The sequence below is a fragment of the Rhodococcus sp. NPDC059968 genome (assembly GCF_042738615.1).
Classification (GTDB): Bacteria; Actinomycetota; Actinomycetes; order Mycobacteriales; family Mycobacteriaceae; genus Rhodococcus_F.
On sequence record NZ_JBHWUE010000022.1, the window covers coordinates 70,256 to 96,281 of the forward strand.

23 protein-coding genes are annotated in these 26,026 nt (G+C 68.0%); 13 read left to right on the top strand and 10 right to left on the bottom strand.

Features of this window, described 5'->3' with window-relative positions; all coding sequences use genetic code 11:
- Positions 1-61: 61 nt before the first annotated feature.
- The 5 genes from ACFWAY_RS19555 (at position 62) to ACFWAY_RS19575 (ending at position 3,805) form a co-directional block, all read left to right on the top strand.
- The gene (locus ACFWAY_RS19555; protein WP_378511739.1) at positions 62-697 is read left to right on the top strand and encodes a DUF2461 domain-containing protein; all 636 of its coding nucleotides are present in this window, start codon (positions 62-64) and stop codon (positions 695-697) included.
- A 153-nt stretch (positions 698-850) separates the two neighbouring features.
- Entirely contained in the window at positions 851-1,525 is a 675-nt protein-coding gene (locus ACFWAY_RS19560; RefSeq protein ID WP_378455318.1) for a hypothetical protein, read from the top strand.
- Positions 1,526-1,568: 43 nt separating this feature from the next.
- The gene (locus ACFWAY_RS19565) at positions 1,569-1,955 is read left to right on the top strand and encodes a hypothetical protein (protein WP_378455317.1); all 387 of its coding nucleotides are present in this window, start codon (positions 1,569-1,571) and stop codon (positions 1,953-1,955) included.
- A gap of 54 nt (positions 1,956-2,009) precedes the next feature.
- Positions 2,010-3,230 carry a cytochrome P450 gene (locus tag ACFWAY_RS19570; RefSeq protein WP_378511740.1) on the top strand — a complete coding sequence of 407 codons (1,221 nt, stop codon included), beginning with the start codon at positions 2,010-2,012 and terminating at the stop codon, positions 3,228-3,230.
- Entirely contained in the window at positions 3,227-3,805 is a 579-nt protein-coding gene (locus ACFWAY_RS19575; RefSeq protein ID WP_378511741.1) for a TetR/AcrR family transcriptional regulator, read from the top strand. Before ACFWAY_RS19570 ends, ACFWAY_RS19575 begins: the two co-directional genes overlap by 4 nt.
- Before the next feature lie 107 nt (positions 3,806-3,912).
- On the opposite strand, the gene ACFWAY_RS19580 is transcribed toward ACFWAY_RS19575, so the two are convergent.
- The 5 genes from ACFWAY_RS19580 to egtA all read right to left on the bottom strand — a co-directional run bounded on the left by ACFWAY_RS19580 (position 3,913) and on the right by egtA (position 8,705).
- Positions 3,913-4,395 (bottom strand): hypothetical protein, encoded by a 483-nt coding sequence (locus tag ACFWAY_RS19580; RefSeq protein ID WP_378511742.1) that lies wholly within the window; start codon positions 4,393-4,395, stop codon positions 3,913-3,915.
- A 72-nt stretch (positions 4,396-4,467) separates the two neighbouring features.
- The gene (gene egtD / locus ACFWAY_RS19585; protein WP_378511743.1) at positions 4,468-5,442 is read right to left on the bottom strand and encodes an L-histidine N(alpha)-methyltransferase; all 975 of its coding nucleotides are present in this window, start codon (positions 5,440-5,442) and stop codon (positions 4,468-4,470) included.
- Positions 5,439-6,185 (bottom strand): ergothioneine biosynthesis protein EgtC, encoded by a 747-nt coding sequence (gene egtC / locus ACFWAY_RS19590; RefSeq protein WP_378511744.1) that lies wholly within the window; start codon positions 6,183-6,185, stop codon positions 5,439-5,441. Before egtC ends, egtD begins: the two co-directional genes overlap by 4 nt.
- Before the next feature lies 1 nt (position 6,186).
- On the bottom strand, positions 6,187-7,491 hold the full coding sequence (gene egtB / locus ACFWAY_RS19595; protein ID WP_378511745.1) for an ergothioneine biosynthesis protein EgtB: 1,305 nt from the start codon (positions 7,489-7,491) through the stop codon (positions 6,187-6,189).
- Complete coding sequence (egtA, locus tag ACFWAY_RS19600) at positions 7,491-8,705, bottom strand: ergothioneine biosynthesis glutamate--cysteine ligase EgtA (protein WP_378511746.1); 1,215 nt, start codon at positions 8,703-8,705, stop codon at positions 7,491-7,493. The genes egtB and egtA overlap by 1 nt, the downstream gene beginning before the upstream one ends.
- 145 nt (positions 8,706-8,850) lie before the next feature.
- On the opposite strand from egtA, the gene ACFWAY_RS19605 reads away from it, so the two are divergent.
- The 4 genes from ACFWAY_RS19605 (at position 8,851) to ACFWAY_RS19620 (ending at position 14,589) form a co-directional block, all read left to right on the top strand.
- Positions 8,851-10,026: an aminotransferase class V-fold PLP-dependent enzyme gene (locus tag ACFWAY_RS19605; protein WP_378511747.1), complete on the top strand. Its 1,176-nt coding sequence runs from the start codon at positions 8,851-8,853 to the stop codon at positions 10,024-10,026.
- A gap of 693 nt (positions 10,027-10,719) precedes the next feature.
- Positions 10,720-12,537 carry a zinc ribbon domain-containing protein gene (locus ACFWAY_RS19610; RefSeq protein WP_378511748.1) on the top strand — a complete coding sequence of 606 codons (1,818 nt, stop codon included), beginning with the start codon at positions 10,720-10,722 and terminating at the stop codon, positions 12,535-12,537.
- 39 nt (positions 12,538-12,576) lie between these two features.
- Entirely contained in the window at positions 12,577-12,981 is a 405-nt protein-coding gene (locus ACFWAY_RS19615) for a PPOX class F420-dependent oxidoreductase (RefSeq protein ID WP_378511749.1), read from the top strand.
- A 135-nt stretch (positions 12,982-13,116) separates the two neighbouring features.
- Positions 13,117-14,589 (top strand): FAD-dependent oxidoreductase, encoded by a 1,473-nt coding sequence (locus ACFWAY_RS19620; protein WP_378511750.1) that lies wholly within the window; start codon positions 13,117-13,119, stop codon positions 14,587-14,589.
- A 6-nt stretch (positions 14,590-14,595) separates the two neighbouring features.
- Here the strand turns inward: ACFWAY_RS19620 and ACFWAY_RS19625 are convergent, their stop codons facing one another.
- Complete coding sequence (locus ACFWAY_RS19625) at positions 14,596-15,846, bottom strand: GAF domain-containing protein (RefSeq protein WP_378511751.1); 1,251 nt, start codon at positions 15,844-15,846, stop codon at positions 14,596-14,598.
- Complete coding sequence (locus ACFWAY_RS19630) at positions 15,843-17,630, bottom strand: FAD-dependent oxidoreductase (RefSeq protein ID WP_378511752.1); 1,788 nt, start codon at positions 17,628-17,630, stop codon at positions 15,843-15,845. The genes ACFWAY_RS19625 and ACFWAY_RS19630 overlap by 4 nt, the downstream gene beginning before the upstream one ends.
- 334 nt (positions 17,631-17,964) lie before the next feature.
- Between ACFWAY_RS19630 and ACFWAY_RS19635 the strand changes: the two genes are divergently transcribed.
- Together ACFWAY_RS19635 and pth are read left to right on the top strand one after the other, a co-directional pair.
- On the top strand, positions 17,965-18,591 hold the full coding sequence (locus tag ACFWAY_RS19635; RefSeq protein ID WP_378511753.1) for a 50S ribosomal protein L25/general stress protein Ctc: 627 nt from the start codon (positions 17,965-17,967) through the stop codon (positions 18,589-18,591).
- 105 nt (positions 18,592-18,696) lie between these two features.
- Positions 18,697-19,269, top strand: a complete 573-nt coding sequence (gene pth / locus ACFWAY_RS19640) for an aminoacyl-tRNA hydrolase (RefSeq protein ID WP_378511754.1) — start codon at positions 18,697-18,699, stop codon at positions 19,267-19,269.
- Positions 19,270-19,337: 68 nt separating this feature from the next.
- Here pth and ACFWAY_RS19645 read toward each other — a convergent pair whose 3' ends face one another.
- Positions 19,338-20,969 (bottom strand): fatty acyl-AMP ligase, encoded by a 1,632-nt coding sequence (locus ACFWAY_RS19645; protein WP_378511755.1) that lies wholly within the window; start codon positions 20,967-20,969, stop codon positions 19,338-19,340.
- Positions 20,970-21,181: 212 nt separating this feature from the next.
- On the opposite strand from ACFWAY_RS19645, the gene ACFWAY_RS19650 reads away from it, so the two are divergent.
- The gene (locus ACFWAY_RS19650) at positions 21,182-22,885 is read left to right on the top strand and encodes a peptide chain release factor 3 (protein WP_378455299.1); all 1,704 of its coding nucleotides are present in this window, start codon (positions 21,182-21,184) and stop codon (positions 22,883-22,885) included.
- 76 nt (positions 22,886-22,961) lie between these two features.
- Here ACFWAY_RS19650 and ACFWAY_RS19655 read toward each other — a convergent pair whose 3' ends face one another.
- Both ACFWAY_RS19655 and ACFWAY_RS19660 read right to left on the bottom strand, forming a co-directional pair.
- Positions 22,962-23,867, bottom strand: coding sequence for a 5-dehydro-4-deoxyglucarate dehydratase (locus ACFWAY_RS19655; protein ID WP_378511756.1), 906 nt, complete (start codon positions 23,865-23,867; stop codon positions 22,962-22,964).
- Positions 23,868-23,918: 51 nt separating this feature from the next.
- Positions 23,919-24,998, bottom strand: coding sequence for an ABC transporter ATP-binding protein (locus ACFWAY_RS19660; RefSeq protein ID WP_378511757.1), 1,080 nt, complete (start codon positions 24,996-24,998; stop codon positions 23,919-23,921).
- 173 nt (positions 24,999-25,171) lie between these two features.
- Between ACFWAY_RS19660 and ACFWAY_RS19665 the strand changes: the two genes are divergently transcribed.
- Positions 25,172-25,996 carry an NAD-dependent epimerase/dehydratase family protein gene (locus ACFWAY_RS19665; RefSeq protein ID WP_378511758.1) on the top strand — a complete coding sequence of 275 codons (825 nt, stop codon included), beginning with the start codon at positions 25,172-25,174 and terminating at the stop codon, positions 25,994-25,996.
- The last annotated feature ends 30 nt before the right edge of the window (positions 25,997-26,026 follow it).

Below are 26,026 nucleotides of genomic sequence, written 5' to 3' on the forward strand. Positions count from 1 at the left end.
ACCCGTGCGCCTTTCTGGTTGCTCCAGCTACCAGAAAGGCGCACAGGCGTAGCCTGTCCCTGTGTTCACCGGGATCCCCACCGCTGCTCTCGACTTCTACGAGGACCTCGAGGCAGACAACAGCAAGAGCTTCTGGACCGCGCACAAGTCCGTCTACGACGAGTCCGTGCGCGCACCCATGACCGCCCTGCTCGCGGAACTCGAATCGGAGTTCGGCGCGGGCAAGGTGTTTCGCCCCTACCGCGACGTCCGGTTCTCGAAGGACAAGACGCCCTATAAGACCCATCAGGGCGGATTCGTCGAAACCCGCCCCGGCGTGGGCTTCTACGTGCAGATCGATGCCGCCGGGTTGTTCGTCGCGGGCGGCTTCTACTCGCATACCCCGCTCCAGGTCGGGCGTTTCCGTGACGCCGTCGACGACGACCGCAGGGGCCGCGAACTCGTCCGGCTCGTGAAGAAGGTCCGGTCGTCGGGATTCGAGATCGGCGGCGACACAGTCAAGACCCGTCCCCGCGGTGTCGCGGAGGACCACCCGCGACTCGACCTGATGCGTCACAAATCCCTGACCGCCAGCAGGACCTACCAGTCCCCCGACTGGATCGAAACTCCCCGCGCCGCTGACGAAGTGCGCACCGCCTGGCGTTCGATGCGACCGCTCGTCGACTGGCTGACCACTGTCATCGGCGCCGGAGAATGAAACTTACCGGTCGGGAAATGATGTGTGGCACACAGCGTTTGCGCAGCACTTCGAGCGCCTCGGCATGATCTTCGTCACGCTGGGCCGCAGAACCGCAGGTCGTACTTACGGCGATGTGACTCGCACGCCCGAATTCCCCTACTGTGGCTCGTCGTGATCGACGCGCAGACTCTCTCCGGCCCTATCGATATCGCTGCAATTCGAAACGTCCGGCGTTGGTCGCCGGGGGCGTGCGTGTGGTGCGGAGACGACAACGCCGTCGAGATGTTCCGCAACGAACCTCGCTGTGGCACTTGCCGCGAGAAGGAATCGGTCATCGACGAGGCCCGCCGCTTCCTGGGCATGTACGGTCTGCGTCCGCTCGGCGGCACATTGCAGTCCGACGACGACGAAGAGCGCGAGCACCGGATCAACGCCCGCGATGCCCGCCGGGAACTCAACGAGATGAAGCTCGCGGAACTCCCTGACCCGGCGGCCGTCCGCAAGGCACTGCGCCCCCGAGCAGCGAGCGTGGTGTCGGAGCCGCGCAGCACCGCGCATTCCGGAACGTCGTCCGCGACCACTTCGAGCCGTCCGAGCACGTCCCGCACGTCCGCCTCGCCGCCGGTCGCTCCGGTGCGGACCGACGCCGTCGATGTCGCCGCACTGGAAACCCGGGTCACGGGCCTGCTCGATCAGCTCTCGGCCATCGACGCCCAGATGAACCTCATCGGCGAGCCGGCCGGCCTCGCCGCGCGTGCTCGAATCAGCGACCTCGAGAAGCAGCGCGCCACGGTGCTCCGCACTCTCGCGGCCCTGGAGAAGGCCCGGATCGCGGCCGGCCAGTAGGCCATACTTTTCGGGCTGCGGCCGGGTGATACTCTCGCCCTTCATGCAGCCCGCCTCCTCACCCACCGCGCTCGTCATCGACGCGAAGAAGCCGCCGATGGGCCCGATGCTGGTGACGCCCAACGCCCGAATCAACGGCTATCCCGTGCCGCTTCGGTGGGGCCACAACGTCATTCCGGCACCTCCCGGTGTGCATCACATCCAGATCTCCGTCCCGTGGATCGTGGAGCAGGGCAAGGCGCAGATCACCGTCGACAACCGGTACCACCCGGCTCCCCCGGTGTACTACGCGTCGCCGTTCAGCAGTTTCAGCAAGGGCGCCATCGGCCATCGGCCGGTGAAGAACCCGGGGCTGCTCGGGTTGCTGCTGATCCTCACACCGGTACTCGTGCTGATCCTCGCCGTCGTGGCGTTCGCCCTGTTCGGCTAGAGAGGTCGCGGCCACACCATTGACACAATGGGCAATGTGTCTCACCATCGATACATGACCGCACATGTGTCGAGCGTCTCGTTCGTACCGAGGTCCGGACAATCGTGGCGTGCCCCGTGGCAGATGTACGCCGGCCTGCGCGACCACGACCCCGTCCATCACGTCGTCCCCGAGGGCGCACCCGAGAACGACTACTGGGTGTTGTCCCGGCACGCCGACGTCTACGCGGCGGCCCGGGACGCCGAGACGTTCTCCTCCGCCGCCGGCCTCACCACGACGTACGGCGAGCTCGAGAAGATCGGCCTGCAGGACAATCCGCCGCTGGTGATGCTCGACCCGCCTGACCACACCGCGTTCCGCCGTCTCGTGTCGAAGGGATTCACCCCACGGCAGGTCACCGCCGTCGAACCGGGCGTCCGGGCGTTCGTGGTGGAGCGCATCGAACGACTGCGGGAGGCAGGTGGGGGCGATGTCGTGAAGGAACTGTTCAAGCCGCTGCCGAGCATGGTCGTCGCCCACTACCTCGGTGTCCCCGACGAGGACCGAGCGCAATTCGACGGGTGGACCGAGGCCATCGTCGCGGCCAATGCGCAGGGCGACACGCTGCAGGCGACGGGTGCGGTCACCGACCTGATGGGCTACTTCACCGGACTGATCGAGCGGCGGCGCACCGACCCCGGAGACGACACGATCTCACACCTCGTCGCCGACGGGATGGGAGCCGACGGCGACATCACCGGGCTGCTCTCCATCCTCGGTTTCGCGTTCACGATGGTCACCGGCGGCAACGACACCACCACCGGGATGCTCGGCGGCGCAGTCCAGTTGCTCACCGAACACCGGGATCAGCGCCGCGATCTGATCGAACACCCAGAGCTCGTCGGCGACGCCGTCGAGGAATTGCTCCGGCTCACCGCCCCCGTCCAGGGCCTCGCCCGCACGGTGACCCGCGACGTCGAGATCGACGGCACCGTCGTTCCCGAGAGACGGAAGGTACTCCTACTGTACGGCTCCGCCAACCGCGATCCGCGCCGGTTCGGACCGGATTCCGAGGTGCTGGACGTGCGGCGCAGTCCGAAGCAGATCCTCACGTTCAGCCACGGGGCCCACCACTGCCTGGGCGCGGCCGCGGCACGGATGCAGGCGCGGATCGCGCTCGAGGAACTGCTGGCCCGCTGCCCCGACTTCGACATCGACATCGACGCCGTCGTCTACGCGGACGGCAATTACGTGCGCCGCCCGACGAGCGTCCCGTTCCGGGTGCGCGAAGCATGACCGCCGACTGGATGCGGGACGAACGCCCCCGCCTCGCCGCCGAGCGAATCCTCGACGTCGCGGCCCAGCTGTACGTCGAGAACGGCATCGCCGCCGTCGGTATGGCCGAGGTCGCCCGGGCGGCCGGATGTTCCCGGGCCACGCTGTACCGCTACTTCGACAGCAGACAGTCGTTGCAGCTGGCGTTCGTCCACCGCGAGGCCCGGCGCATCGGCGCGCTGGTCGCGGCGGAGGTGTCCGGGGCCGGCGACGCGAAGGACGTGATCGTGGAGGCGATGCTGGCCGCGATCCGGCTGGTGCGCGCCGACCCGACTCTGGCCGCCTGGTTCCAGCTCGGCGACTCCGGCCTCGCCGCGCAGATCGCGCACTCGTCGGACGTCATCGAGTCGCTGGGCACCGCCTTCCTGGGGCAGGCGGGGTTCTCCGGCGAGGAGACGTCCCGGAAGGCACGGTGGCTCGTCCGGATCATCGTCTCCCTGCTCACCGTCCCAGGCGTCGACGACACCGACGAACGCACCATGCTCGAGCAGTTCGTCGCACCGGCACTCGCCGAGCACGACTCCGGACGCGCCTGACGCCGGGCCACCACCGCCCGTACGAACGGGACGCTCGTTCGATCTGAGACGCAACGAGCCTCCCGTTCGTCCGGCGGCGGAGCAGCAGTGGGAGCCGGGAAGAAGGCTCAGGGGACGAAGAAGTACCCCAGGCCCGGAACGATCGTGGCCGAGGATGCGCCGAGGACGGTCGCCGTCACGTGCCCCGATCCCGTGGGCACGTCGACCACCGGTTCCTTCCCTGGCACTCCGAAACTACCCGACGGAACGGTCGCCGTTCCGGTTGCCCCCGTGCTGAGATTGAGCCACCGAATCGTGGTGGCGGACGTGTACGCCGTGCAATTCGCTCCCGGGGTGAACGCCGGGCACATGCTCGTCGCCGACAGCCGTGCGACGCCCGGTCCCGGACTTGCACCGGTGGATGCGGCGAGCGACACCGTCGCGAAGGGAAACGGGTCACCGATGACGCCGGTGAACGGGACCTGGAATGCCGTCGTGGTCACCGACACCGGATCCGGTACGGCGGCGGCGATTCCGGCGGAGGCGGTGGTGAGCGCCACCGCTGCGGCGGTAGTGGCGAGAGCGAGGACAGCGAGCTTCGAATGACGCACAAGTTCTCCTCGGGTCGATTGCGCTCACGCGGTCACTATAAGCGCGATCGTGCCCGAAGTTGATCTTGTCGGTCAGTTCCGCGCGGCGCACACCAGCGCGAAGCGGTCGTCGGGATCGGTCCAGGTGCGGGCGACGTCGAATCCCGCCTCCGCCAACTCCCGTCGGATGCCGTCGAGGGTGAACTTGGCCGAGATCTCCGTCCGCAGCTGCTCCCCCGCGGTGAACTCCACGACCAGATCCAGCTCGCCCACGCGGACCGACATCGCACGCTCGGCCTCGAGCCGCATCTCGATCCACTCGTTGTCGGCGTCCCACAGCGCGACGTGCCGGAACTCGTCCACCGGGAAGTCGGCGTCGAGCTGCGTGTTGAGCACCTGCAGCACGTTGCGATTGAATTGGGCTGTCACCCCGGCGGCGTCGTCGTATGCGGGGACGAGGACGGCGGGAGCGATCACCAGTCCGACCCCGAGGAGGAGGTGCTCCCCCGGTTCGAGGACGTCGGCGATTCCGGAGAGGAACTCCGCCCGCTCGGCGGGCACCATGTTTCCGAGGGTGCCACCGAGGAACGCGATCGTGCGGTGGCCACCACGTGGAAGGTGGTGCAGCGACTCGGTGAAGTCGCTGATGACGCCGCGCACGGTCAGATTCGGGAACTCCACGCCGATCTGCTCCGCAGCACCCTCGAGCGCGGACACCGACACGTCCTGCGGTACGTACGTATGGAGACTTCCGTGCCGGGTGCCGGCGCCCAGCAGGAGCCGTGTCTTCTCCGACGACCCGGAACCGAGTTCCACGAGGATCTCGGGCGCCGCGACCTCGGCGATCTCCCCCGAATACCGTCTGAGCAGTTCCCGTTCCGTACGCGTGGGGAAATATTCGGGCAACGCGGTGATCTGCTCGAACAGCTCGCTCCCGCGGGCGTCGTAGAAGTATTTGGGAGGCAGCCACTTCGGGTTCGACATGAGCCCGACGGTGGCGTCCTTGCGCAGAGCGGCCTTGAGCTGCTCGGGCTGCAGGTACACCTCGAGTGTCGGTGTGGTGGTCATCGTGCTCCCATCTCGAGCGGGGTGACGATCAGGTGTCCGGGGCGTGCGCTGACGAAGTGACGGTCCGGAATCGATTGCCATGCGGGGTTGTCGTCGTAGGGTTCGGACATCACGATGGCCCGCTCGTCGTCGACGAGCGCCGACAGCGAGTGATGCCAGGTGGTGGCCCACAGTTCGCTGCCGTTGCCCAGCAGCAGGTTCAATCGCGAGTTCGGGGCCGCAGCGACCACGGCCTGCACGAGCGCACTCATCGCCTTCTCGGGGTCCTGCTCGCCGAGCGCCCGACGCAGGAGCAGCCACAACGCGGCCGAGTCGGTCGGTGCCTCGAGTTGCAGCAGATCGCTCACGGGCAGCTCCGCGGCGAGCGCACCGAGCGACTCCGGCCACCCGCGCACCACCCCGTTGTGGCTGAAAGCCCAGGTCTCGTCGGAGAACGGTGCACACGCCGTGTGTTGCACCGGCATACCGACCGTGGCCGAACGCGTCGCGGCCACGACCGCCCGGGAGCGGATGTTCGGCAACGTCTCTCGCATCACGGGGTCGGACCAGAGCGGCTGAGCACTGCGGTAACGGGAGAATCCGTCCGTGCCCCACCACCCCACACCGAATCCGTCGGCGTTGATGGTTCCGCCACCCCTCATGTCGCGTGGCGCGTAGGACTGGCGCAGCAGCGAGTTCTCGCCGCGACTCAGCAGGTCGCCCACTGACTGTTCCGGTCCCAGATAGCCCAGGTGTCGGCACATCTCAGCGGTCGTCCCCCGGAAGGTCCCGAGCACAGCGGAATCCGGAGAAGATCTGCCTGCGGATCGGGTGGTCCCAGTTGCGGAACGTCCCACGGCACGCCACCGGATCGGTGCCGAACGAACCGCCGCGCAGCACGCGGTAGTCGCCGCCGTAGAACACCTCCGAGTACTCGCGGTACGGGAACGCCGAGAAACCAGGATAGGGATCGAAGGGCGACGACGTCCACTCCCACACATCGCCGATCAGCTGATGGACGCCGAGCGGGGACGCCCCCGACGGGTACGACCCGACCACCGCGGGACCGAGGTGGCGCTGCCCGAGGTTGGCGAGCGAGGAGTCGGGTTCGGTGTCACCCCAGGGGAATCGGCGCGACCGGCCGGTGAACGGGTCCCACCGCGCGGCCTTCTCCCATTCGGCTTCGGTCGGAAGCCTCTTGCCGTCCCAGCGTGCGAACGCCTCGGCCTCGAAGAAGCAGACGTGCACGACCGGTTCCTGGAGATGGATCGGCTCGGTCACCCCGAACCTCCGGCGCCACCACGTTCCGCAGCCGTCGTTCTCCCAGAACTGTGGAGCATCCAACCCCGCCTCGACGCGGTGCGCCCATCCCCGCTCACTCCACAATTCGGGCCGCGCGTAACCACCGTCGTCCATGAACTCGAGGTAGCGGCCGTTGGTGACGGGGGCGGTGTCGATCACGAACGCCGGAACGTGCACGGGGTGCGCGGACCTCTCGTTGTCGAGCGCCCACGGATCGTCCGACGTTCCCATCGTGAATTCGCCGGAGGGAATGACCACTTCGTCCTCGTCCATCGCCCCGCCGATACGCGGCGCGCTCTCCGCGGTCAGTACTGCTGCACCGGAGCGCAGTTGATGGGTGGCGAGCATCGTTTCGGCATGCTGCTGCTCGTGCTGCGCGATCATGCCGAACGCGAATCCGTTCTCCTCGAGCGGCCGGCCCCGGAACGTGCTGCGGTCGAGCACGTCCCACGCCCTGTCGCGAACAGTACGCATGTATTCCCTGGCCTCGTCCGGGTTCAGCAGCGGCAGAGTCGGCCGGGAGTTCCTCGAATGTTTGAATGCATCGTACAACTCGTCGATGTCGCGGCGGACCGGTTCCCGGCCCCCGACGTCCCGCACGAGCCACAACTCTTCCTGATTGCCGATGTGCGCGAGATCCCACACGAGCGGGCTCATCAACGGGGAATGCTGTGCGACGAGGTCCTCCCCGTCCACACAGTCCGTCAACCCGGCGGTGCGCTCCCGCGCCCGTGTCAACACCGTCTCGATCTTCTCGCGGGTACCCATCAGCGTTCCTCGCTCGGGGCCTGGCCCCGGCAACATCGTTCGGCGGCGGCATCGAGCAGTCTGACGAATTCGGGGTCGGGCGAGTACGCCGCCGCCAGCGACAGCAGAGCTGTTGCCGCAGCGCGCAGTTCGAGATCGGCCAGGCCGAACTCGGCCGCGTCCCGCCAGCGTTCGGCGGTGGGCAGCGCCGCGTCGAGCGCCTCGGCCATGGCACCCGGACCCGACAGCAGCGCGTCGATCGCCGCGATGGGAACCCGCCACTGGTCGTCCGGTTGCGCGTCGAGATAGCGCACCTCGAGATGACCGGCCGCGCGAACGGGCGGAAACAGGGTGGTGAGGTGATAGTCGAGGTCGGCGGGCGTCGGGGGTCCGATCACATCGTCCAGTGCGCCGTCGACCCAGTCCGCGAAAGTTGCACCGTCGGGCGCTGTCCAGTCTGTTCCGTCGTTGCGGATGCACAGCAACGGCACGTCCAGCACCCACCCCGCATAGTCCGCGCTGTGCGGGGTTCCGATGGTGCGCGGCGAATCGAGTTCGAGCCACGTTCGCATCCGCTGCGACGCCCACTGCCCGTCGGGTACCCCGTAGAGCCGCGGCGAAGACGCGAAGGCCGCGATCAATGCGGGTCCGATGGCATGTAGCAGGTGCCACCGCTTCTCCACCGCAACCGGATCGGCCCCGGCGTCCACGCTGATCTGCGTTGCGGCGGTGTTGCACATCATCAGCTTCCCGAAGGGCCCGATGCCGGTGAAGCGGGATTCCATGGCGCAGTACCGCGGCGATTGGAGGAGACGTTGCGCGGGCCGGCGGGTGTCCGCGGCCTCGGACGACATGAGGATCGATCGGGACGACAACAGGTCCGCGAGAACCGCCTGATCGGCGGCGAGATAGTCGCACAATTCGCGTGCGGAGTAATAGGGGGCGCTGGACAGTTCGATCTGTCCGCCGGGTTCGACCGTGACGGCGCTGCCGCCGGGAAGGGGCTCAGCAGGAGAAGAGGGATCGATGGTTCTGGGGGTGTGCGGCCCGAGAGCTTCGGCGAGAGCGGCGAGGTCGGGGCGCACGTATTCCGGCAGTTGCGCGGTCAGCCACTCCAATTCTGCGCCGATCAGCTGCGGTGGCCCCAGTTTGAAGCACACACCACCCAGGTACGCCTCCGCCGCCGGCCGCGACGTGAAACACGTTGTCTCGACGGACTGAACTGCTGTAGCCATTCGACCCTCCCCTTCGGGTGCCGCCTGAACGTCGTTATCGACATTAGAGCGCCTCGGCCGTCGATGCACGCTCCATCGGCATACTTTTCGAGAACCTGCACAGGTACGTTCGAGTCCATTCACTAGGAAAAGGGAGGTATCGGACATGCTCGACCTCGAGCAGGCGCGACGGGACACCCCGGGCTGCCTCGACAAGGTGTTCCTGGACAGTGCGGGCTCCTCGCTTCCGCCGACCCCGGTCATGGACGCCGTGGTCGCGCACCTGCGCCGGGAGGCCGACGTGGGTGGCTACGTCGCGGCCGCCGAACGGACCGACGATCTCGCCACCGTGAAGTCGTCCCTCGGCCGGCTGATCGGAGCGAGCGTCGACAGCATCGCCCTGGTGGACAGTGCCACCACCGCCTGGAACGACTTCTTCCATGCCGTCCCGCTCCGGGCCGGCGACCGCGTGCTGATCTCGGAGGTCGAGTACGCCAGCAACGCCATCGCCGTCCTGCAGCGGGCCCGGTCCGTGGGCGCGACGGTCGACGTGATCCCCAGCGACCCCGCGGGCCAGATCGACGTCGCCGCCCTGGAGACGCTCCTCGACGACCGGGTTCGTCTCGTGTCCCTCGTGCACGTGCCCACCAACGGCGGCCTGGTCAACCCCGTCCGTGAGGTGACGGAGCTGGCACACTCGCACGGCGCGCTAGTGCTGCTCGACGCGTGCCAGTCCGTCGGTCAGATTGCCCTCGACATGGGCGAACTGGGCGTCGACGCGCTGTCCGCCACGGGCCGCAAATGGCTCCGGGCACCGCGGGGCACCGGCTTCCTGTACGTCCGGCCGGAACTGGCAGCGACCCTCGAGCCTGCCGCCCTCGACCTGCACAGCGCGGAGTGGACCGCGGCCGATGCGTACCGACTCGCGACCGATGCCAGCCGGTTCGAATTCTGGGAATGCGACGTCGCCGCACGCCTCGGACTCGGGGTGGCCGCCGACTACCTCCTCGACTTCGGGATGGACGAGGTCGAGGCGGCCGTTGCGGCCGGGGCCGAACACCTCCGGTCGGGGCTCGCGGCGATCCCCGGTGTCACCGTGCGCGACCTCGGCGCCCGCCGCTGCGGAATCGTCTCGTTCACCGTCGACGGGTTCGATCCCGGCGACGTCCGGAAGCAGCTGGCCGCCCGCAACGTCACCGTCACTGCCAGCCTGCGCGGATCGACACTGCTGGACATGAGCGCCCGCGGACTGGACGCCGTAGTGCGGGCGTCGCCGCACTATTTCTGCTCCCCGGACGACCTCGACCGGTTCCTCGTGGAGGTGCGGACACTCGCGAACTAGCGCAGTAGGCTTCCCGCTGTTGATCGAAAATCTAGGACTACTTCATAGTATCTACTACTGTCTGCGGCAGGCGGATTGGTGAGGCTGCGGAGTGCCTGGGCATGTTGGTGGCGGGGTGCGTTGGGCGGCGTCGGAGGGTCGGTTGCGGTCTCGGCGTACCGGTGCGGGACACCGGATCTCTGATCGCGCGGATCTGGACGTCTACCCGGGGCAGGCCCGCGTCGGTTCGGTGGCGGTGGCGCCGGAACGGGTGGAGGCGCTGGATAACCGGGTGCCGGGCTCCACAGGGCAAGAAGTCATCGCTGGAGAACCGGGTGAAGATGGTGCGGGAGAGTGCCGGTGGTGTGGTGCACCCGGTCTCCGAGGACCGCGGCGTGTGGGCTCGGGGGCAGCGGGCGGGGCGCGGGCGGATGCTCGATGACGCAGCCGAGGGCCGATGCACGGTGGTGCGGGTGCCGTGGCGAGACCGGGTGGCCGGGTTCGTCGGTGGGGTGGATCGAGCGTTCTCTGTCAGAGGTGGGGGCTACTGTCCGGGTTGCGATCGGGGCGATGAGTTGCTGGTGGAGGAGCTGGTGGATGACTTCAGGGGTGTTGGTGGTGTCGCTTCCCGGCGGGTGCTGCCGGCTGCGGTCGAAGCGGGATCAGCGCAGGCGCCGGGGCGATGCCGCAGCACGGTCGGGGTAGGGGTAACCGATGAGTACCAGCGGGGATCGTCGGTCTGCGGTTGCGGCGCGGCAGTTTTCGGTGACCACCCGCGCCCATGTGGCGGTCGACGATGCGACCGGTGAGCCGATCGGACTCGACGACGTCGACACCCGGGTGGGGTGGCTCCTCGACCTGATTGCCGCGGCCGGCGGCGAGTTGATGTCGCGGCTGTGGCAGCCGGCGACGTTCGACGTACTTGCCGCCGGGCGTGACCTTCAGGATCGCAGGCTGCCCGTGCAGGGTCATGTCGCCGCGGCCCGCCTCGGCTGGCACCCGAGCTATCCGGACGGGGTCTATGTGCCGTCGCGGGTCACGCGGGTGGTGACCGCGCAGGTGCTGGCGACCCTGCGGACCCTGGCCTATCGGGACACCGCGATCGCGGCACTGTCGGCCCGGTTCGACCCGGCGACCGGGGTTGTGGCGCCGCCGACCGGGTCGGCGGACCACGTGTCTGCGGGTTTCGCTCGGGGCGTGCGACGCCAGCTCATCGCACACGCCCGCCGCACCGGCGGGGCGGCACCGGCCGGCCGGGTGCGGATCACCGACCTGCAGGGACCGCCGCAGACGAGCGCGATGGCCCAACTCTCCGCCGCCGACCGGCAGCTCGCACAGATCACCGCGACAGAGCGTGAGCTGGTGTTGACGGTGAAGCTGCCCACCAGCCCCGCCCCGGCGGGGCGGGAGCAGTGGCGCAATGTCCGGCTGACCGCCAACATCCCCGCGCACCTGCGCGGCAGAGCGATCACCGGTTGGCATCTGCCGACCCTGATCCTCGACCGCCGAGGTCTGCTGTTGCGGTGCGCTGCCACTGAAGCAGTCCCAGCCGCTGATATGACATCGGGAACGACCGCGGTGGGCGTGGACTGGTCCCCGTCCACGCTCGGTGCCGCCGCCATCACCGCCGACAACCCGGAAGGGCTGTCCTCGGACTACCGGGGCTGGACCTACGACGACCGCGGCCTCGGGATCAAACTGGCCCGCCTGCAAGCCGAAGGGCAGCTGCTGCACCGCAAGGCCGCCCGGCTGACCCAACTGGCCGCCACCGCCCCACCCGAGGTCCGCGCGCAGCTGGAGGAGAAGATCGCCGTCCTCGATACCCACCGCACCGCGGTGGGTATCAAGAGAGGGAAGATCAACCGGGAACTGGCCTTCCACTTCGCCCGCCAGGTCACCGACTACGCCGCCGCCCAGGCGCAGATAATCGCGGTGGAGGATCTCACCACCCTCGAGACCCGCGGACACGGACGAGTCAACAACAACCGGGCCGCGCAGTCCGCCCGCCGCCAAGCAGTCACCGCCCTCGCGCACACCGCCGCAGAGGTCGGCATCACGGTGGTCTCGGTGCCCGCCCGGGGATCGTCCGCACAATGTCCGGGCTGCGACGAACCACTTGCCCGCCCCGGCGGCTACCACAACGCGTGGTGCCCGGGCTGCCGGGTCGGCGGCAACCGCGACCACGTCGCGGGGGTGAACCTGGCCAAACGCGCACTGCTCGGCAAAAACAACGTCACCCGGCGGCGTGGGCAGTTACCCGCGGTCCGGGTGGCCGACCACGCGCCGGTGCGCCGGTGCCGCGACACGAACAGTCTGACACCGCGTCGGCCGCGGCACCGCCGGGTCCGCCGCAGCGTGCCCACCGTGACACCGCGGTTGGGGGTGAATCCGAAACAGCATGTTCCTGCACCACAAGCGTCGGTGTGGGACACGGTCAAACCCGCACCGCCGCACGGTGATGCGGGTAGCCGTGACACACGTCTATCTCTAACGCCCGCCACGCAAGTGGCAGATAGTATGAGATTTACGTAGACGCTGGAACTCACCCGAGAACAGAACCAGGACTTCGCGATGACGGACCAGGGATCACCGGCGCTGCCACGCTTCGCCGCAGAGAAGGTCGTGCAACTGCAGACGCGCAAACGCGACGGCTCATGGGTGGACACTCCCGTGAACCTCGCGGTGAAGGGCGATCGGGCGTATTTCCGCACCCCGGGCCGGGCGTCCAAGAACAAGCGGCTGCGCAATTTTCCCGACGTCCGAATCCGCCCGTGCACGTGGTCCGGCAAGCCGACGGGCCCGCCGGCGCAGGCCACGGCGCGACTGCTGTCCGGTGAGGAAGCACGGGCCGCGGGCGCTCTGATCGACGAGAAGTATCCCGTGGTGCAGCGGATCGGGGTACATCTCGCGCACCGTCTGGCACGCACCCCGACACTGCACTACGAGCTGTCCGGCGTGACGGACATCGCCGGATAGCCGGGCGGTCGCCGACCTCCGGGCGCGACGTCCCACTCATCGGGAGATCCACCGAATCGGGTTTTGTAACAGGTTACAGTTTGAGGGTAATCCACGTCACACTACGCCTGTGACCGCCCGAGAGGACTTCCACCCATGGTCGACGCCACACCGATCCGCCCCCGGTCCGCAGCAACGGTCGCCGAATGGGACTACGAGGCCGACGTCGCGGTCGCGGGTTACGGCATCGCCGGCGTGTCCGCCTCCATCGAGGCGGCGCGCGCCGGCGCCGACGTCCTGGTCCTGGAACGCACCAGCGGTTGGGGCGGGGCCGCCGCACTCGCCGGTGGCTTCATCTACCTCGGCGGAGGGACGCCGCTGCAGAAGGCATGCGGGTTCGACGACTCCCCCGAGAACATGAAGACGTTCATGATGGCGGCACTCGGCCCGGGTGCCGACGAGGAGAAGATCACCGACTACTGCGAGGGCAGCGTCGAGCACTACAACTGGCTCGTCGACTGCGGCGTCCCGTTCAAGGAAAGCTTCTGGGGCGAACCCGGCTGGGAACCCCCGTTCGACGACGGCCTGATGTACTCCGGCGGCGAGAACGCGGCGCCCTTCAACGAGATCGCAACCCCCGCCCCGCGCGGCCACGTTCCGCAGATGGACGGCAAGCGGACCGGCGAGAAGGGCGGCGGCTACATGCTCATGAAGCCGCTCGTCGAGACCGCCGAAAAGCTCGGAGTCCGAGCCGAATACGACATGCGCGTCCAGACTCTTGTCACGGACGACACCGGTCGCGTCGTCGGGGTCGTCGCCAAGCAGTACGGCAAGGAGGTGGCCGTCCGGGCGCGCCGCGGCGTCGTCCTCGCCACCGGCAGCTTCGCCTACAACGACAAGATGATCGAGGCCCACGCGCCGCGGCTCATCGGCCGCCCCGGCGCCGCCATCGAGGAGCACGACGGACGGTCCATCCTCATGGCGCAGGCCCTCGGCGCCGATCTCGCCCACATGGACGCCACCGAGGTTGCGTTCGTCTGCGACCCCCAGTTGATCGTCCGCGGCATCCTCGTCAACGGCCGGGGGCAGCGCTACGTTCCGGAGGACACGTACTCCGGGCGGATCGGCCAGATGACCCTCTTCCACCAGGACAACCAGGCGTTCCTCATCATCGACGAGGCGTCCTACGAGGAGGGCGCGGCCGCCACCACGGCCACGCCGTTCCTGCGCGTGCAACCGAAGTGGGCGGCGGAGACCGTCGAGGAACTCGAATCCGACATGGGCCTGCCCGCCGGCGCATTGCAGTCGACCGTCGAGGTGTACAACAAGCACGCCGCCGAAGGATCGGATCCGCTGCTGCACAAGAAGTCCGAGTGGGTGAAGCCGATCGGGTCCCCCGTCGCGGCACTCGACCTGCGCGGGTTCACCCTCGGTTTCACTCTCGGCGGCCTGCGGACAACCGTGAACTCCGAAGTACTGCACGTCTCCGGCGAACCGATCCCCGGCCTCTTCGCGGCAGGACGGTGCACGTCCGGCGTGTGCGCGGGTGGCTACGCCAGCGGCACCTCTCTCGGCGACGGCAGCTTCTACGGCCGCCGCGCCGGCATCAGCGCGGCGAAGCAGGCCTGACCGGACCTACCCGACGAGCCGGACCGTCACGCCGGCCGCGAACCGGTAGGGCTGGGTGCTCAGGACCGCGCCGAGGCTCTTGCGCAGACGCGAGACCTCGGCGCGGACCGCCACCACGTGATCGCGGTCGCCGAACAACGATTCGCTCAGCGAGGCGGCGTCGACGCCCGCCGTTCCCGCGACCGACAGCACCCGCAGGATCTGGGCATGCCGGGGCGAGAGCGCCCGCGTCCAGTTGACGTCGCCCCGGACAGTCACCTGCGGCGCGTCACCGAGGTCGAGTTCCAGTTCGATGGCCGCCCCGTCGACACGCCTGCGCACCAGCCAGCCGTCGCCGAGCGGTTCGGGCACGCACAGCCCGAGCCCCGGGACGAGCAGCGGCCGGTCGAGGCTCGGCGGCGCGACCCGCTCCGGCGCCGCGATGCCACTCGCCTCCGCGACCCACCCGTGCTTGTCGACGACCAGCGCCGGACCGCCCGCCGATGCCAGCAGCGGCGCCGCCCGGCCGCGCAACTTGTCCAGTTGCGCCGTGTGCTCACGCCACAGTGTCGCCTCGGCCAGACGCACCGCGGTGCGAACGAGCGCGACCGTGGTCGGGTGAATGGACATCGCCGACCCACTGATGTCGACCACGCCGAGGATCTCACCGGTGCGCGGATCGTGAACCGGCGACCCGGTGCACGACCAGCCGTGATGCGAGGGCGCATAGTGCTCGGCCGAGAACAGTTGCACCGCAGCATCTTCGATCAGCGCCGTGCCGATCGCGTTGGTCCCGACTGCCTGCTCCGCCCAGCGCGCACCCTCAGTGAACCCGAGGGCGTCGGCCGCCTTCCGGACCCCGCGGGAACCTTCCCGCCACAACAGGACACCGTCGGCGTCGGCGATGACCACGATGAAGTTCGCATCGTCCGCGACCTGCGTCAACGTGCTGCGCAGTTCCGGGAGCACGGTGCGCAGCGCCGTCCGGGTTCGCCGCGCCTCGATCTCGGAGAAGTCGGCAGGCTCCACGTCCGCGCAATGGTCCGGGCTCACTCCGCCCGCCTGCAGACGGGACCACGACCGCGCCACCACGCCCCGTGGAAGCGCGGGCGGCTGCTGCCCGGACAGCACGGCGTCGTGGACCCGGCTGAGCAGCCGCGCATGTCGGGGCAGATCCACACCGGTTGCCACTGCGGTCAGCCGGTCGGCGGTCGGACGTTCAGCGCTCACATCGCCGAGGCTACCCCCGGCGTTGTGAGCCACACCACTGTACGTCATCGGATCGGCTGCAACCCTTCCTCCTGGGCCTTGATCTGGAAGGCCAGATACTTCGAGTAGTGCCGCGACTGATGCAGGTTGCCGGCCATGAACCAGAAACCCGGATGACCGGACCGGCGCCACACCGTGCGCAACTCGCCCTCCTGGTCGAGGCCCCACACGTCCTGGCAGCGGTCCGCGACCGCGTCGCCGAGGAACTTGCGGGCACTCTCACGCATGTTCTTGTAACCGGTCGCGAGAACCACCACGTCCACCGGGATCTCGGTGCCGTCGGCGAACACGACCCCGTCCGGCGTGAAGTGATCGATCTCGGTTCCCTGCTTCACCGTCACCTCTCCGCTCGCGATCAGCTCGGATGCGCCCACGTCGATGTAGTAGCCGCCGCCGCGCCGCAGGTATTTCATGAATAGACCGCTGCCGTCCTCGCCGAAATCGAGCTTGAATCCGGCCTTCCGCAGTCCGTCGAGCATCTCCGCGTCCTTCTCGGCGATGGCCTCCGTCGCCCCGGCGTGGATTCCCGCGAGCAACGGGTACGGAAGCGACGCGAAGATCAGGTCGGCGTCCTGCACCGCGGGCCCACCCTCCTCGTACACGCCGCCGAACAGTCCGGGGATGCCGTGCTTGCTGCTCATCACATACGTGGACGAGCGCTGCAAAATGGTCACGTCCGCACCCTGCTCGTTGAGCTCCTGGGCGATGTCGTGACCCGAGTTGCAGCAGCCGACGACGAGCGCCTTCTTGCCCCGCATCTCCCGGCCGCCGACGAACCAGCTCGAATGCTCGATGGTTCCCTCGAACGTGTCGGCACCCGCGATCTGCGGAATGTTCGGCACCCCACTCATTCCCGTGGCGAGGACGACGTGCCGGGGGTGCAGCGTGCGGGTGGAGCCGTCGTCGCGGGCGACGGTGACGGTCCATTCGCCGGTGGCGTCGTCGTAGCTGCCGCCGGTGAACTCGGTTCCCGTCCATACGTTGAGTTCCATTGCGTCGGAATAGAATTCGAACCAGTTCGCGAGCTTGTCCTTGGGCGTGAACACCGGCCAGTGGTCGGGGAAGTTCAGGTACGGCAGGTGGTCGTACCAGACCGGGTCGTGCAGGACCAGCGAGTGGTAACGCTTGCGCCAGCCGTCGCCGATCCGATCGTTTCGCTCCACCAGCAGGGTGTCGACTCCGAGCTGCCCGAGGCGGGCGGCGAGGGCCAGACCACCCTGGCCGGCGCCGACGATCACGACGGCCGGCTGCTCGGTCTCGAACTCGCCCTTGGCGGTTCGCCGGTCGAGCCAGTTGATCCTGCCTCGGTGGGCGCCGTGATTCGTGCCCTGAACCCGCCGATGGCCCTTCTTCTCCTCGTGACCCTTGATCTCCTCCATCGCGCTGATCAATGTCCAGGCACGCCACTCGCCGTCGTCGTCGCGCCTCAGCCGGACGAAACCGCGGCTGCGCGCCAGGGTCGTCTCGAACGTGAAGAAGGCCTGGATCCAGTCGCCTTCCGGATCGGCCACCACCTCGGCCGGGTGCGCGGGCGAAAGGACGAGGTGGCGCGGCTCGTGCACCGGAACCGAATCCGCGAAGCGCGTCTCGATGTCCGCGCGACCGTGTGTGGTGTGCAGGTCCCAGGTGAACGACAGCAGGTCGCGCCACCAACCGTCGACCAGGAAGTGCTCCGCGGCCCCTGGCACGTCGCCCCGTTCGAGGGCGGCACCGAATCCGGCCACCCAGCGCCGGGCGATGTCTCCCGGCTGCGGGATGACGGTGTCGATGGGGGTGTCGAGTGTGGCGGTCATGATGTCCTCCGTCGTCGGAAATCGAGAAGTTCGATACCTCTGTGATACGGCTCACAAGGATGGGGCGGCAGGGTTGCACCGGATTGCACCGGCCCCACCTCGACGTCGCGCAGCCCGCCCGACGACACCCGATTAGCAGGTCAGCGGGCCATCCGGTAGAGTTCCATAAGTTGTCTCGGCGAGGGTGAACCAGAAGTTCCAATTGGCTGGCTCACCGTGATCGGCGCGGCTACGGCTCTGCTCGAGCGTTTCGCTCCTGGCCGTCGCGCGTTCGTCCCTCGCCGACTCGAACCGCCCGCCAGTTACCACCGTGAGTTGTAGGAGCCGTTTCACCATGTCTGACGAAAATCGCCTCGTAGCCGCCGTGCGCACCGAGTTCGGCAAGGGCGCCGCCCGCCGCGCGCGCCGCGACGGCCAGGTCCCCGCAGTCCTGTACGGCCACGGTGAGGACCCCCGCCACCTGAACGTGCCCTCCCGCGACTTCGCCGCCATCCTGCGCGCGCACGGCACCAACGCCATCCTGACCCTCGACATCGAGGGCAAGGAGCAGGTCGCGCTCACCAAGTCGGTCGTGGTTCACCCGATCCGCAACTACATCGAGCACGCCGACCTCCTCGTCATCAAGAAGGGCGAGAAGGTCACCGTCGACGTTCCCGTCGTCGTAACCGGTGAGGCCGCTTCCGGCACCCTGGTCGCGCAGGACGCCGCCACCATTTCCCTCGAGGCCGACGCGCTGCACATCCCCGAGCAGATCGAGGTCTCGGTCGAGGGCCTTGAGGTCGGCACCCAGATCCTGGCCAACCAGCTCGAGCTGCCCCAGGGTTCCACCCTGCAGGCCGACGCCGAACTGCTCATCGTCAACGTCGTCGCAGCCCCGACCGCTGCCGACCTCGAAGAGGAGACCGCCGAAGCCGCGGGCGAGACCACCGAGGCTCCGGCCGCAGAGGGTGCCGAGAGCTGATCCTCTCGCAACCGCACTGAAGTCGGCGGCGCGTCGTCCCGGATTGCCCGGGGTGACGCGCCGCTGTCGTCTGACACGACCCTATCGCACGGAAGGACCCTGTCGGTGAGTGAAGACACCGCCCTGGTGGTGGGTCTGGGCAACCCCGGACCGCAGTACGAGAAGACCAGGCACAATGTCGGCTTCATGGTGGCCGGGGTGCTGTCCGCTCGCATGGGTGGCAAGTTCAGCGCGCACAAGAAGAGCGGCGCCGAGATCGTCCAGGGACGACTCGAAGGCCGTCCGACGATCCTCGCCAAACCGCGGTCGTTCATGAATCTGTCCGGCGGCGCCGTAGCCGGGCTCGCCCGGTTCTTCTCCGTCGACCCGGGCAATATAGTGGTGATCCACGACGAACTCGACCTCGACTTCGGGACCATTCGCCTCAAGCAGGGCGGAGGCGAGGGCGGGCACAACGGACTGCGGTCCATCTCGAGCGCGCTCGGCACCAAGGACTATCTGCGCACCCGCGTCGGGATCGGCCGTCCCCCCGGACGGATGGATCCGGCGTCGTACGTGCTGAAGCCGTTCTCCTCGGTGGAACGCAAGGAACTCGACCTCGTCTGCGAAGAGTCGGCCGACGCCGTCGAACTCGTCTTGCGCGTCGGGCTCGAGGCTGCGCAGAACCGCCTGCATTAGGCGGCTCCGCCGCCCGTCCGTGGTTGACGAGTCTCTGGACTCGTCAACCACGCACGAGCCGGAAGGGCCTAGTGGACGAGGTTCGCCGACGTGGCGCGGCGAAGTTTGCCCGACGACGTCTTGGGAATGCTGCCGGGGCCGAGGACCGCGACGGTGCGGGGTCGCACGCCGACCTCGGAGAACACGGCGTGCACGACCTCGTGCTCGATGCGCTTGACCACTTCGGGGTCCTGGTAGTCGTTGGTCTCCACCGCGACGGCGAAACTTTCCCGCTTCTTCCCCGCGTCGAGGCGCACGGCCACCGCGTTGCCGGGACGCACTCCGGCGACGGTGCCCGCGGCCCGCTCGATGTCCGTCGGGTAGATGTTGCGGCCACCCATGATGATGACGTCCTTGACGCGACCGCACACGACGACGAGGCCTTCTTCGGTGAAGTAGCCGACGTCGCCGGTGTTCAGCCAGCCGTCCGCGTCCTGCGCGGGCTTGTGCCCGTCGACCGTGACGTATCCGGGCGTGACCGCCTTGCCGCGGACCTCGATGATGCCGACACCGCGGGTCGGGAGCAGCTCACCCTCGCTGTCGACGACGCGCCCCTCAAGGTTCGGCACCATCTTTCCCAGGGTGGCGAGGGCCCGCGCGTTCGGCTTGCTCGACGGGACGGCACGCTGCATCGCCTCGAGGAGATCCGGGTCGACGCGGTCGAGGACCTGCCCCTGATCCGGATCCGGAATGGAGACGGCGAGGGTGGTCTCGGCCATGCCGTAGACGGGGGCGAGTGCGGACGGATTGAGACCGAACCGGGCGCCGGCCTCGGCGAGCGCGTTCATCGTGTCGGGGTCGACCGGCTCGGCCCCGTTCCACATGTACCGGACGGTGCTGAGGTCGACGGCGCCGTCCTCCGCCTGCTTGAGGCGGCGGGCGAGCAGGGAGTACGCGAAGTTGGGTGCGGCCGTCACCGTGCCCTTGTACTTCCCCATCAGTTCCGCCCACAGCAGCGGTGTGCGGAGGAAGTCCATCGGGGTGATGCTCACGACCTCCGCGCCGACCTGCATCGGCACGCTGAGGAATCCGACCATCCCCATGTCGTGGAACAGCGGCAGCCAGCTGATCATCACGTCGTCCTCGATGGAGAACTTGATGCGGTCGATCATGGCGTAGGCGTTGGTGTAGAAGTTCTCGTGCGTGATCTGCACGGCCTTGGGCGAACCGGTGGAACCGGACGTGAGCTGCTGCAGCGCGATGTCGCTCTCGAACGTCTCGACCGGGTCGATCTCGGTGCCCTCGTTCAGCTCGGCCACCGTCACCACAGTGATGCCGCGCTCCTCCAGCAGCGGCTTGGCGGCGTCGAACGGCGCACCGAGGATGACGGCCTTCGCCTGAATCATGTTGATGACGGTCTCGGTGTCCTCGGCCCACACCGCCAGGTCGGTCCGCGGCGTCGGCTGATGCAGCATGGTGACGGACGCGCCGCGCATCCAGGTGCCCTGGCAGGAGGGTGCGATGTCGACGGGCTGACCGGCGAGGATGCCGATGGCGTCGCCGTGGCCGATACCCGCCTCGGCGAGGGCGCCGGCCATGCGGCGCGCGGCCTTGTGGATCTCCCCCCACGGCTGCCGCAGCGGCGCGTCGGGCTCACCCGTGTTGAGACCACGGGTGCTGCTTTCCGCGGTCGCGTACATCTCGTCGGTGAACTTGCTCACAGTCTTCCTCCTGCACATACGGGTGTCCGAACGCAGAAACGGTGAACTCCGGAGCGCCCCGACGACTCACCCATATAAATCCCCCATTGGCCTCCGATCGTTACTTCTCCCTGGATGTGACTGTGCTGCGAGTTCGTCCTCGGCACCCGAGTAACCTGGTATGCGGCCACACGGCCTTCCTGCACGCATTCCGTCCCCCGAGAGGTTCTTCGTTGACTACCCCGTCCGACTCGGCCGACACCATTCCAGCCGAGGCGGCGTCTGTCGCCACGTCCGGCTCACCGGAGGGGAAATCCGAGAAGGGTGTCCGTGCGGAGGCGTCGCGTCGCCGCACGTTCGCCGTGATCTCGCATCCCGACGCCGGTAAGTCGACGCTGACGGAGGCTCTCGCGCTCCACGCGAAGGTCATCTCCGAAGCGGGTGCGGTCCACGGCAAAGCCGGCCGCAAGTCGACGGTGTCCGACTGGATGGAGATGGAGAAGGCCCGCGGCATCTCGGTCAGCTCCACTGCCCTGCAGTTCAACTACCGCTCCACCGAGGCGTCGGCGGACGAGCCCGTCGACAACGTGATCAACCTGGTGGACACCCCAGGTCACTCCGACTTCTCGGAGGACACGTACCGCGTTCTGACCGCGGTCGACGCCGCCGTCATGCTGATCGACGCCGCGAAGGGCCTCGAACCGCAGACGCTGAAGCTGTTCCAGGTGTGCCGTCACCGCGGAATCCCGGTGATCACCGTCATCAACAAGTGGGACCGGCCGGGCCAGACGCCGCTCGAGCTTCTCGACGAGATCCACGAACGCATCGGCCTCACCCCCACTCCCCTGTACTGGCCCGTCGGGATCGCCGGCGACTTCCGGGGCCTGCTGCGGCGCGGCGAGGACGGTGCCGCGCGGGAGTACATCCGGTTCACGCGTACGGCGGGTGGCGCGAAGATCGCCCCCGAAGAGGTCATGGATGCCGACGCCGCCCTCGCGAAGGAGGGCTCCGAATGGGAGACCGCCGCGGAGGAGAGCGAGCTGCTGTCGGCCACCGGTCAGGACCACGACCAGGAGTTGTTCCTCGGCGGCCAGACGTCGCCGGTGATCTTCGCGTCGGCGATGCTCAACTTCGGTGTCCGCCAGATCCTCGACACGCTCGTCGAGCTGGCGCCGCCGCCGCGCTCCCGGGAGGACCTCGAAGGCCACCCGCGCGAGGTCACCGACCCGTTCAGCGCGGTCGTCTTCAAGGTGCAGGCCGGCATGGACACCGCGCACCGCGACCGGCTGGCGTTCATGCGCATCGTGTCGGGCGTGTTCGAGCGTGGCATGGTGGTCACCCACGCCCAGACCGGCAAGCCGTTCACGACGAAGTACGCGCAGACCGTGTTCGGTCGCGAGCGTTCGACCGTGGAGTCGGCGTACCCGGGCGACGTGGTCGGACTGGTCAACGCCACCGCGCTCGCCCCCGGCCACACCTTGTTCTTCGAGAAGAAGGTGGAGTTCCCGCCGATCCCGTCGTTCGCGCCGGAGCACTTCTCCATCCTGCGGGCCGAGAGCGCGGGCAAGTACAAGCAGTTCCGGCGGGCCGTGGATCAGCTCGATTCCGAGGGTGTCGTGCAGATCCTCCGCAACGACCTGCGCGGCGACGCCTCCCCGGTCATGGCGGCCGTCGGCCCGATGCAGTTCGAGGTGGTCGCGGCGCGGATGAAGGCCGAGTTCAACGTCGAGGCCCGGATGGAACCCCTGGGCTACGCGTTGGCGCGGCGCACCGACGCCGAGTCGGCCGACGAGCTGAACCGTCAGCGCGGCGTCGAGGTGTTCACCCGCTCGGACGGGGTGATGCTCGCGCTGGTCAGCGACAAGTGGCGCCTGCAGTACATCCAGAAGGAGCTGCCCGACCTCACGCTCGAGCCTCTCGTGGCCGCCGCCGACTAGCGTCCTGAGGCGCTGACGAAAGTTCCCGGTCTCGACCCATCGACGGGGTCCACACCCCGTCGATGGATCGAAGACGCTACTGCGCCAGCACCTTCCGCCCCGCGGCCACGATCTGCTCCAATTCGTACCGGTGCTGGGCGCTGGCGTCGACGAGCGGCGCTCGCACCGAGCCGGCGTCGAGGCCGGTGAACGTCACCCCCGCCTTCACCAGAGCGACCGCGTATCCGGGGGTGGTGTCGCGAAGCCGAACCAGAGGATGGAAGAACTCGCGGTTGAGCGAGTCGACCAGCTCGGTGTCGTCCTCCTCCAGCGCCCGGTAATAGGCGAGAGACACGTCCGGAGCGAATGCGAACGTCGCGGACGAATAGAGCGTGACGCCGATGCTGCGGTAGGCCCGCTGCGAGACCTCGGCGGTCGGGAGCCCGTTGAAGAACTGAAATTCTTTGTCGCCGAGAGAATCACGCAGAGTACGCACGATTCGTGACGTCAGGTCGAGGTCACCGACGCCGTCCTTGAACCCGACGACCTTCGGCAGTCGCGCGACCGCGAGAGCACTCTGCTCGGTGAACTGGCCGTTCGCGCGGTGGTAGACGATGACCGGGAGGTCACTCGCCTCCGACACCTGCTTCACGTACTCCACCAGGCCCTGGGCCGGCGCTCCGACGAGGTAGGGCGGCAGGAGCAGGATGCCGTCCGCTCCCGCATCCTCGGCGATGGCCACGAATTCCTTGGCGACGGGGAGGGCTCCACCGGCGCCGGCGAAGACCGGGACACGGCCCTTCGTGGCCGTGACCACCGTTTCCACCACGGACCGGAACTCGGCCGCCGACAGCGCGTGGAACTCGCCGGTGCCGCACGCGGCAAACACTCCACCCGGTCCGGCCGCGACACCGGATTCGATGTGCTGTGCCAGGGCGGGAAGATCGACGTCGCCGTTGCTGTCGAACGGGGTGACAGGGAAGAAGAGAACTCCGTCAAGCATGGTTGACTCCTTGGGTCATGGTCGGGTTTTCGTCGGAGAACTGAGTCGCGCTCAGTCGACGAGTCGTTCACCGGTGACGGTGGAGAACAGGTGGGTGCGCTCTGCCGCATACGACAGGGTGATCACCTCTCCGCGCCTCGGCGGGATGCGACCGTCGGCGCGAACAACGATGGGCTGCTTGCGCCCGTCGATGTCCGCCTGGCCGTAGACGTACGCGTCGGCGCCGAGTTCTTCGACGACGTCGATGGTGACGTCGAGCCCGCTACCGGTGGTGATCACGAGATCCTCCGGACGCACACCGAGCGTGACCGAGCTTTCGCCGATGCCGGCAATCGCACCACGCGGGACGGGGACCACGGCGCCGCCGAAGCTGACACCGCCGTCGACGAGGGGAAGTTCGAGCAGGTTCATCGCGGGCGAGCCGATGAAACCGGCGACGAAGACGTTGTTCGGGTGCTCGTACATGCGGCGCGGAGTGTCGCACTGTTGGAGTACTCCGTCTTTCAGGACGGCGACGCGGTCACCCATCGTCATGGCCTCGACCTGATCGTGCGTCACGTAGACGGTGGTGGTGGCGAGACGACGCTGCAGCGCCGAGATCTGCGCGCGGGTCTGCACGCGGAGCTTGGCGTCGAGGTTGGACAGGGGCTCGTCCATCAGGAACACCTGCGGCTTGCGAACGATGGCGCGCCCCATGGCAACTCGCTGCCGCTGGCCACCCGAGAGGGCCTTGGGCTTACGGTCGAGGAACTTGGTGAGGTCGAGAATCCTGGCGGCATCCTGGACACGTCGCTTGATCTCCGCCTTGTCCTCGCCGGCGATGCGGAGGCCGAAGCCCATGTTCTCGCCCACCGTCATGTGCGGGTAGAGAGCGTAGTTCTGGAAGACCATGGCGATGTCACGGTCCTTCGGCTGGAACTCGGTGACATCGTTGCCGCCGATGGCGATCGTGCCCCTGTCCACGTCTTCGAGTCCCGCGAGCATGCGAAGGGACGTCGACTTGCCGCAACCGGACGGTCCGACGAGGACGAGGAACTCGCCGTCCTCGATGTCGAGGTCCAGGTGATCGACCGCGGCCTTGTCGCCGCCGGGGAACAACTTGGTGACGCCTTGGAATGCGACTGTTGCCATGATGGTGGGTGGTCCCTTCACCGGCAGGAACGTGCCGGACGATCCGAGTGGGAGTGTGAAGCAAACGACTCGTTCACATACGTGAATCTTCGTCAAGATAGTGACTTCGTTTCGAAGTATGTACTACCGTGATGTGCATTACAAGGCTCACTCCCAGAGAGGTACGAGAAGACATGACCGACACCGCCTCGCGTCTGCTGATCACCGGCGCCGCAGGAAACATGGGCAAGATGCTGCGACCCTTGCTCCGCAAGCCCGGCCGCACCCTGCGCCTGTTCGACATCGCCGACATCACCGACATCGACCCCGACCACGAGGAGTTCGTCCAGGGTTCGGTCACCGACCGCGCGGCCGTGGCTGCTGCGGTCGACGGCGTCGACGCCGCACTTCACCTGGGCGGACTCAGCACCGAGGACTCGTGGGAGAACATTCTGTCCGTCAACGTGGACGGCACCCAGGCGGTGTTCGAGGCCGCCGTCGCACACGGCGTGACGCGCGTGATCGCAGCGTCGAGCAACCACGCCGTCGGCTTCTGGACACACGCGGAAGCCGGCTCGAACCCGCTGCCCGGCGACGTCTCGCCGCGTCCGGACGGGTTCTACGGCTGGAGCAAGGCAGCAGTCGAGGCGCTGGGCCGGCTGTACCACGATCGCTTCGGCATCGACGTCGTCAACCTGCGGATCGGCTCGAGCTTCGACCGGCCGCCCAACTATCGCGGCCTCGCGTCCTGGATGTCACCGGCCGACACCGCGCGCCTGATCGAGGCCGCACTGTCCGACTCCGCCAAGGGATTTCACACCGTGTGGGGCATCTCGCGGAACACTCGCAGCTGGTGGTCCGCAGCAGAGGGCGCAGCGATCGGGTACGAACCCCAGGACGACGCAGAGGTCTTCGCCGACGAGTTCCTGGCCGACCACGAATGGACGTTCGACGACCCGATCCTCCAGCGGGTCGGCGGCGCGTTCTGCGACCACCCGCTCGGACAACGGATGCGCTGATTGCCATCCGGGGTGGGCACCAGCGGTGGT

What these genes read in the sequence shown, in the direction of transcription:
- ACFWAY_RS19655 (WP_378511756.1), bottom strand. Translation starts at nt 23,867, where the DNA reads ATGCTTGACGGAGTTCTCTTCTTCCCTGTCACCCCGTTCGACAGCAAC.
- ACFWAY_RS19630 (WP_378511752.1), bottom strand. Translation starts at nt 17,630, where the DNA reads ATGACCGCCACACTCGACACCCCCATCGACACCGTCATCCCGCAGCCG.
- ACFWAY_RS19635 (WP_378511753.1), top strand. Translation starts at nt 17,965, where the DNA reads ATGTCTGACGAAAATCGCCTCGTAGCCGCCGTGCGCACCGAGTTCGGC.
- ACFWAY_RS19615 (WP_378511749.1), top strand. Translation starts at nt 12,577, where the DNA reads ATGACGGACCAGGGATCACCGGCGCTGCCACGCTTCGCCGCAGAGAAG.
- ACFWAY_RS19620 (WP_378511750.1), top strand. Translation starts at nt 13,117, where the DNA reads ATGGTCGACGCCACACCGATCCGCCCCCGGTCCGCAGCAACGGTCGCC.
- egtC (WP_378511744.1), bottom strand. Translation starts at nt 6,185, where the DNA reads ATGTGCCGACACCTGGGCTATCTGGGACCGGAACAGTCAGTGGGCGAC.
- ACFWAY_RS19610 (WP_378511748.1), top strand. Translation starts at nt 10,720, where the DNA reads ATGAGTACCAGCGGGGATCGTCGGTCTGCGGTTGCGGCGCGGCAGTTT.
- ACFWAY_RS19665 (WP_378511758.1), top strand. Translation starts at nt 25,172, where the DNA reads ATGACCGACACCGCCTCGCGTCTGCTGATCACCGGCGCCGCAGGAAAC.
- ACFWAY_RS19565 (WP_378455317.1), top strand. Translation starts at nt 1,569, where the DNA reads ATGCAGCCCGCCTCCTCACCCACCGCGCTCGTCATCGACGCGAAGAAG.
- ACFWAY_RS19660 (WP_378511757.1), bottom strand. Translation starts at nt 24,998, where the DNA reads ATGGCAACAGTCGCATTCCAAGGCGTCACCAAGTTGTTCCCCGGCGGC.
- egtD (WP_378511743.1), bottom strand. Translation starts at nt 5,442, where the DNA reads ATGACCACCACACCGACACTCGAGGTGTACCTGCAGCCCGAGCAGCTC.
- ACFWAY_RS19575 (WP_378511741.1), top strand. Translation starts at nt 3,227, where the DNA reads ATGACCGCCGACTGGATGCGGGACGAACGCCCCCGCCTCGCCGCCGAG.
- ACFWAY_RS19570 (WP_378511740.1), top strand. Translation starts at nt 2,010, where the DNA reads ATGACCGCACATGTGTCGAGCGTCTCGTTCGTACCGAGGTCCGGACAA.
- ACFWAY_RS19605 (WP_378511747.1), top strand. Translation starts at nt 8,851, where the DNA reads ATGCTCGACCTCGAGCAGGCGCGACGGGACACCCCGGGCTGCCTCGAC.
- egtB (WP_378511745.1), bottom strand. Translation starts at nt 7,491, where the DNA reads ATGGGTACCCGCGAGAAGATCGAGACGGTGTTGACACGGGCGCGGGAG.
- egtA (WP_378511746.1), bottom strand. Translation starts at nt 8,705, where the DNA reads ATGGCTACAGCAGTTCAGTCCGTCGAGACAACGTGTTTCACGTCGCGG.
- ACFWAY_RS19625 (WP_378511751.1), bottom strand. Translation starts at nt 15,846, where the DNA reads ATGACGTACAGTGGTGTGGCTCACAACGCCGGGGGTAGCCTCGGCGAT.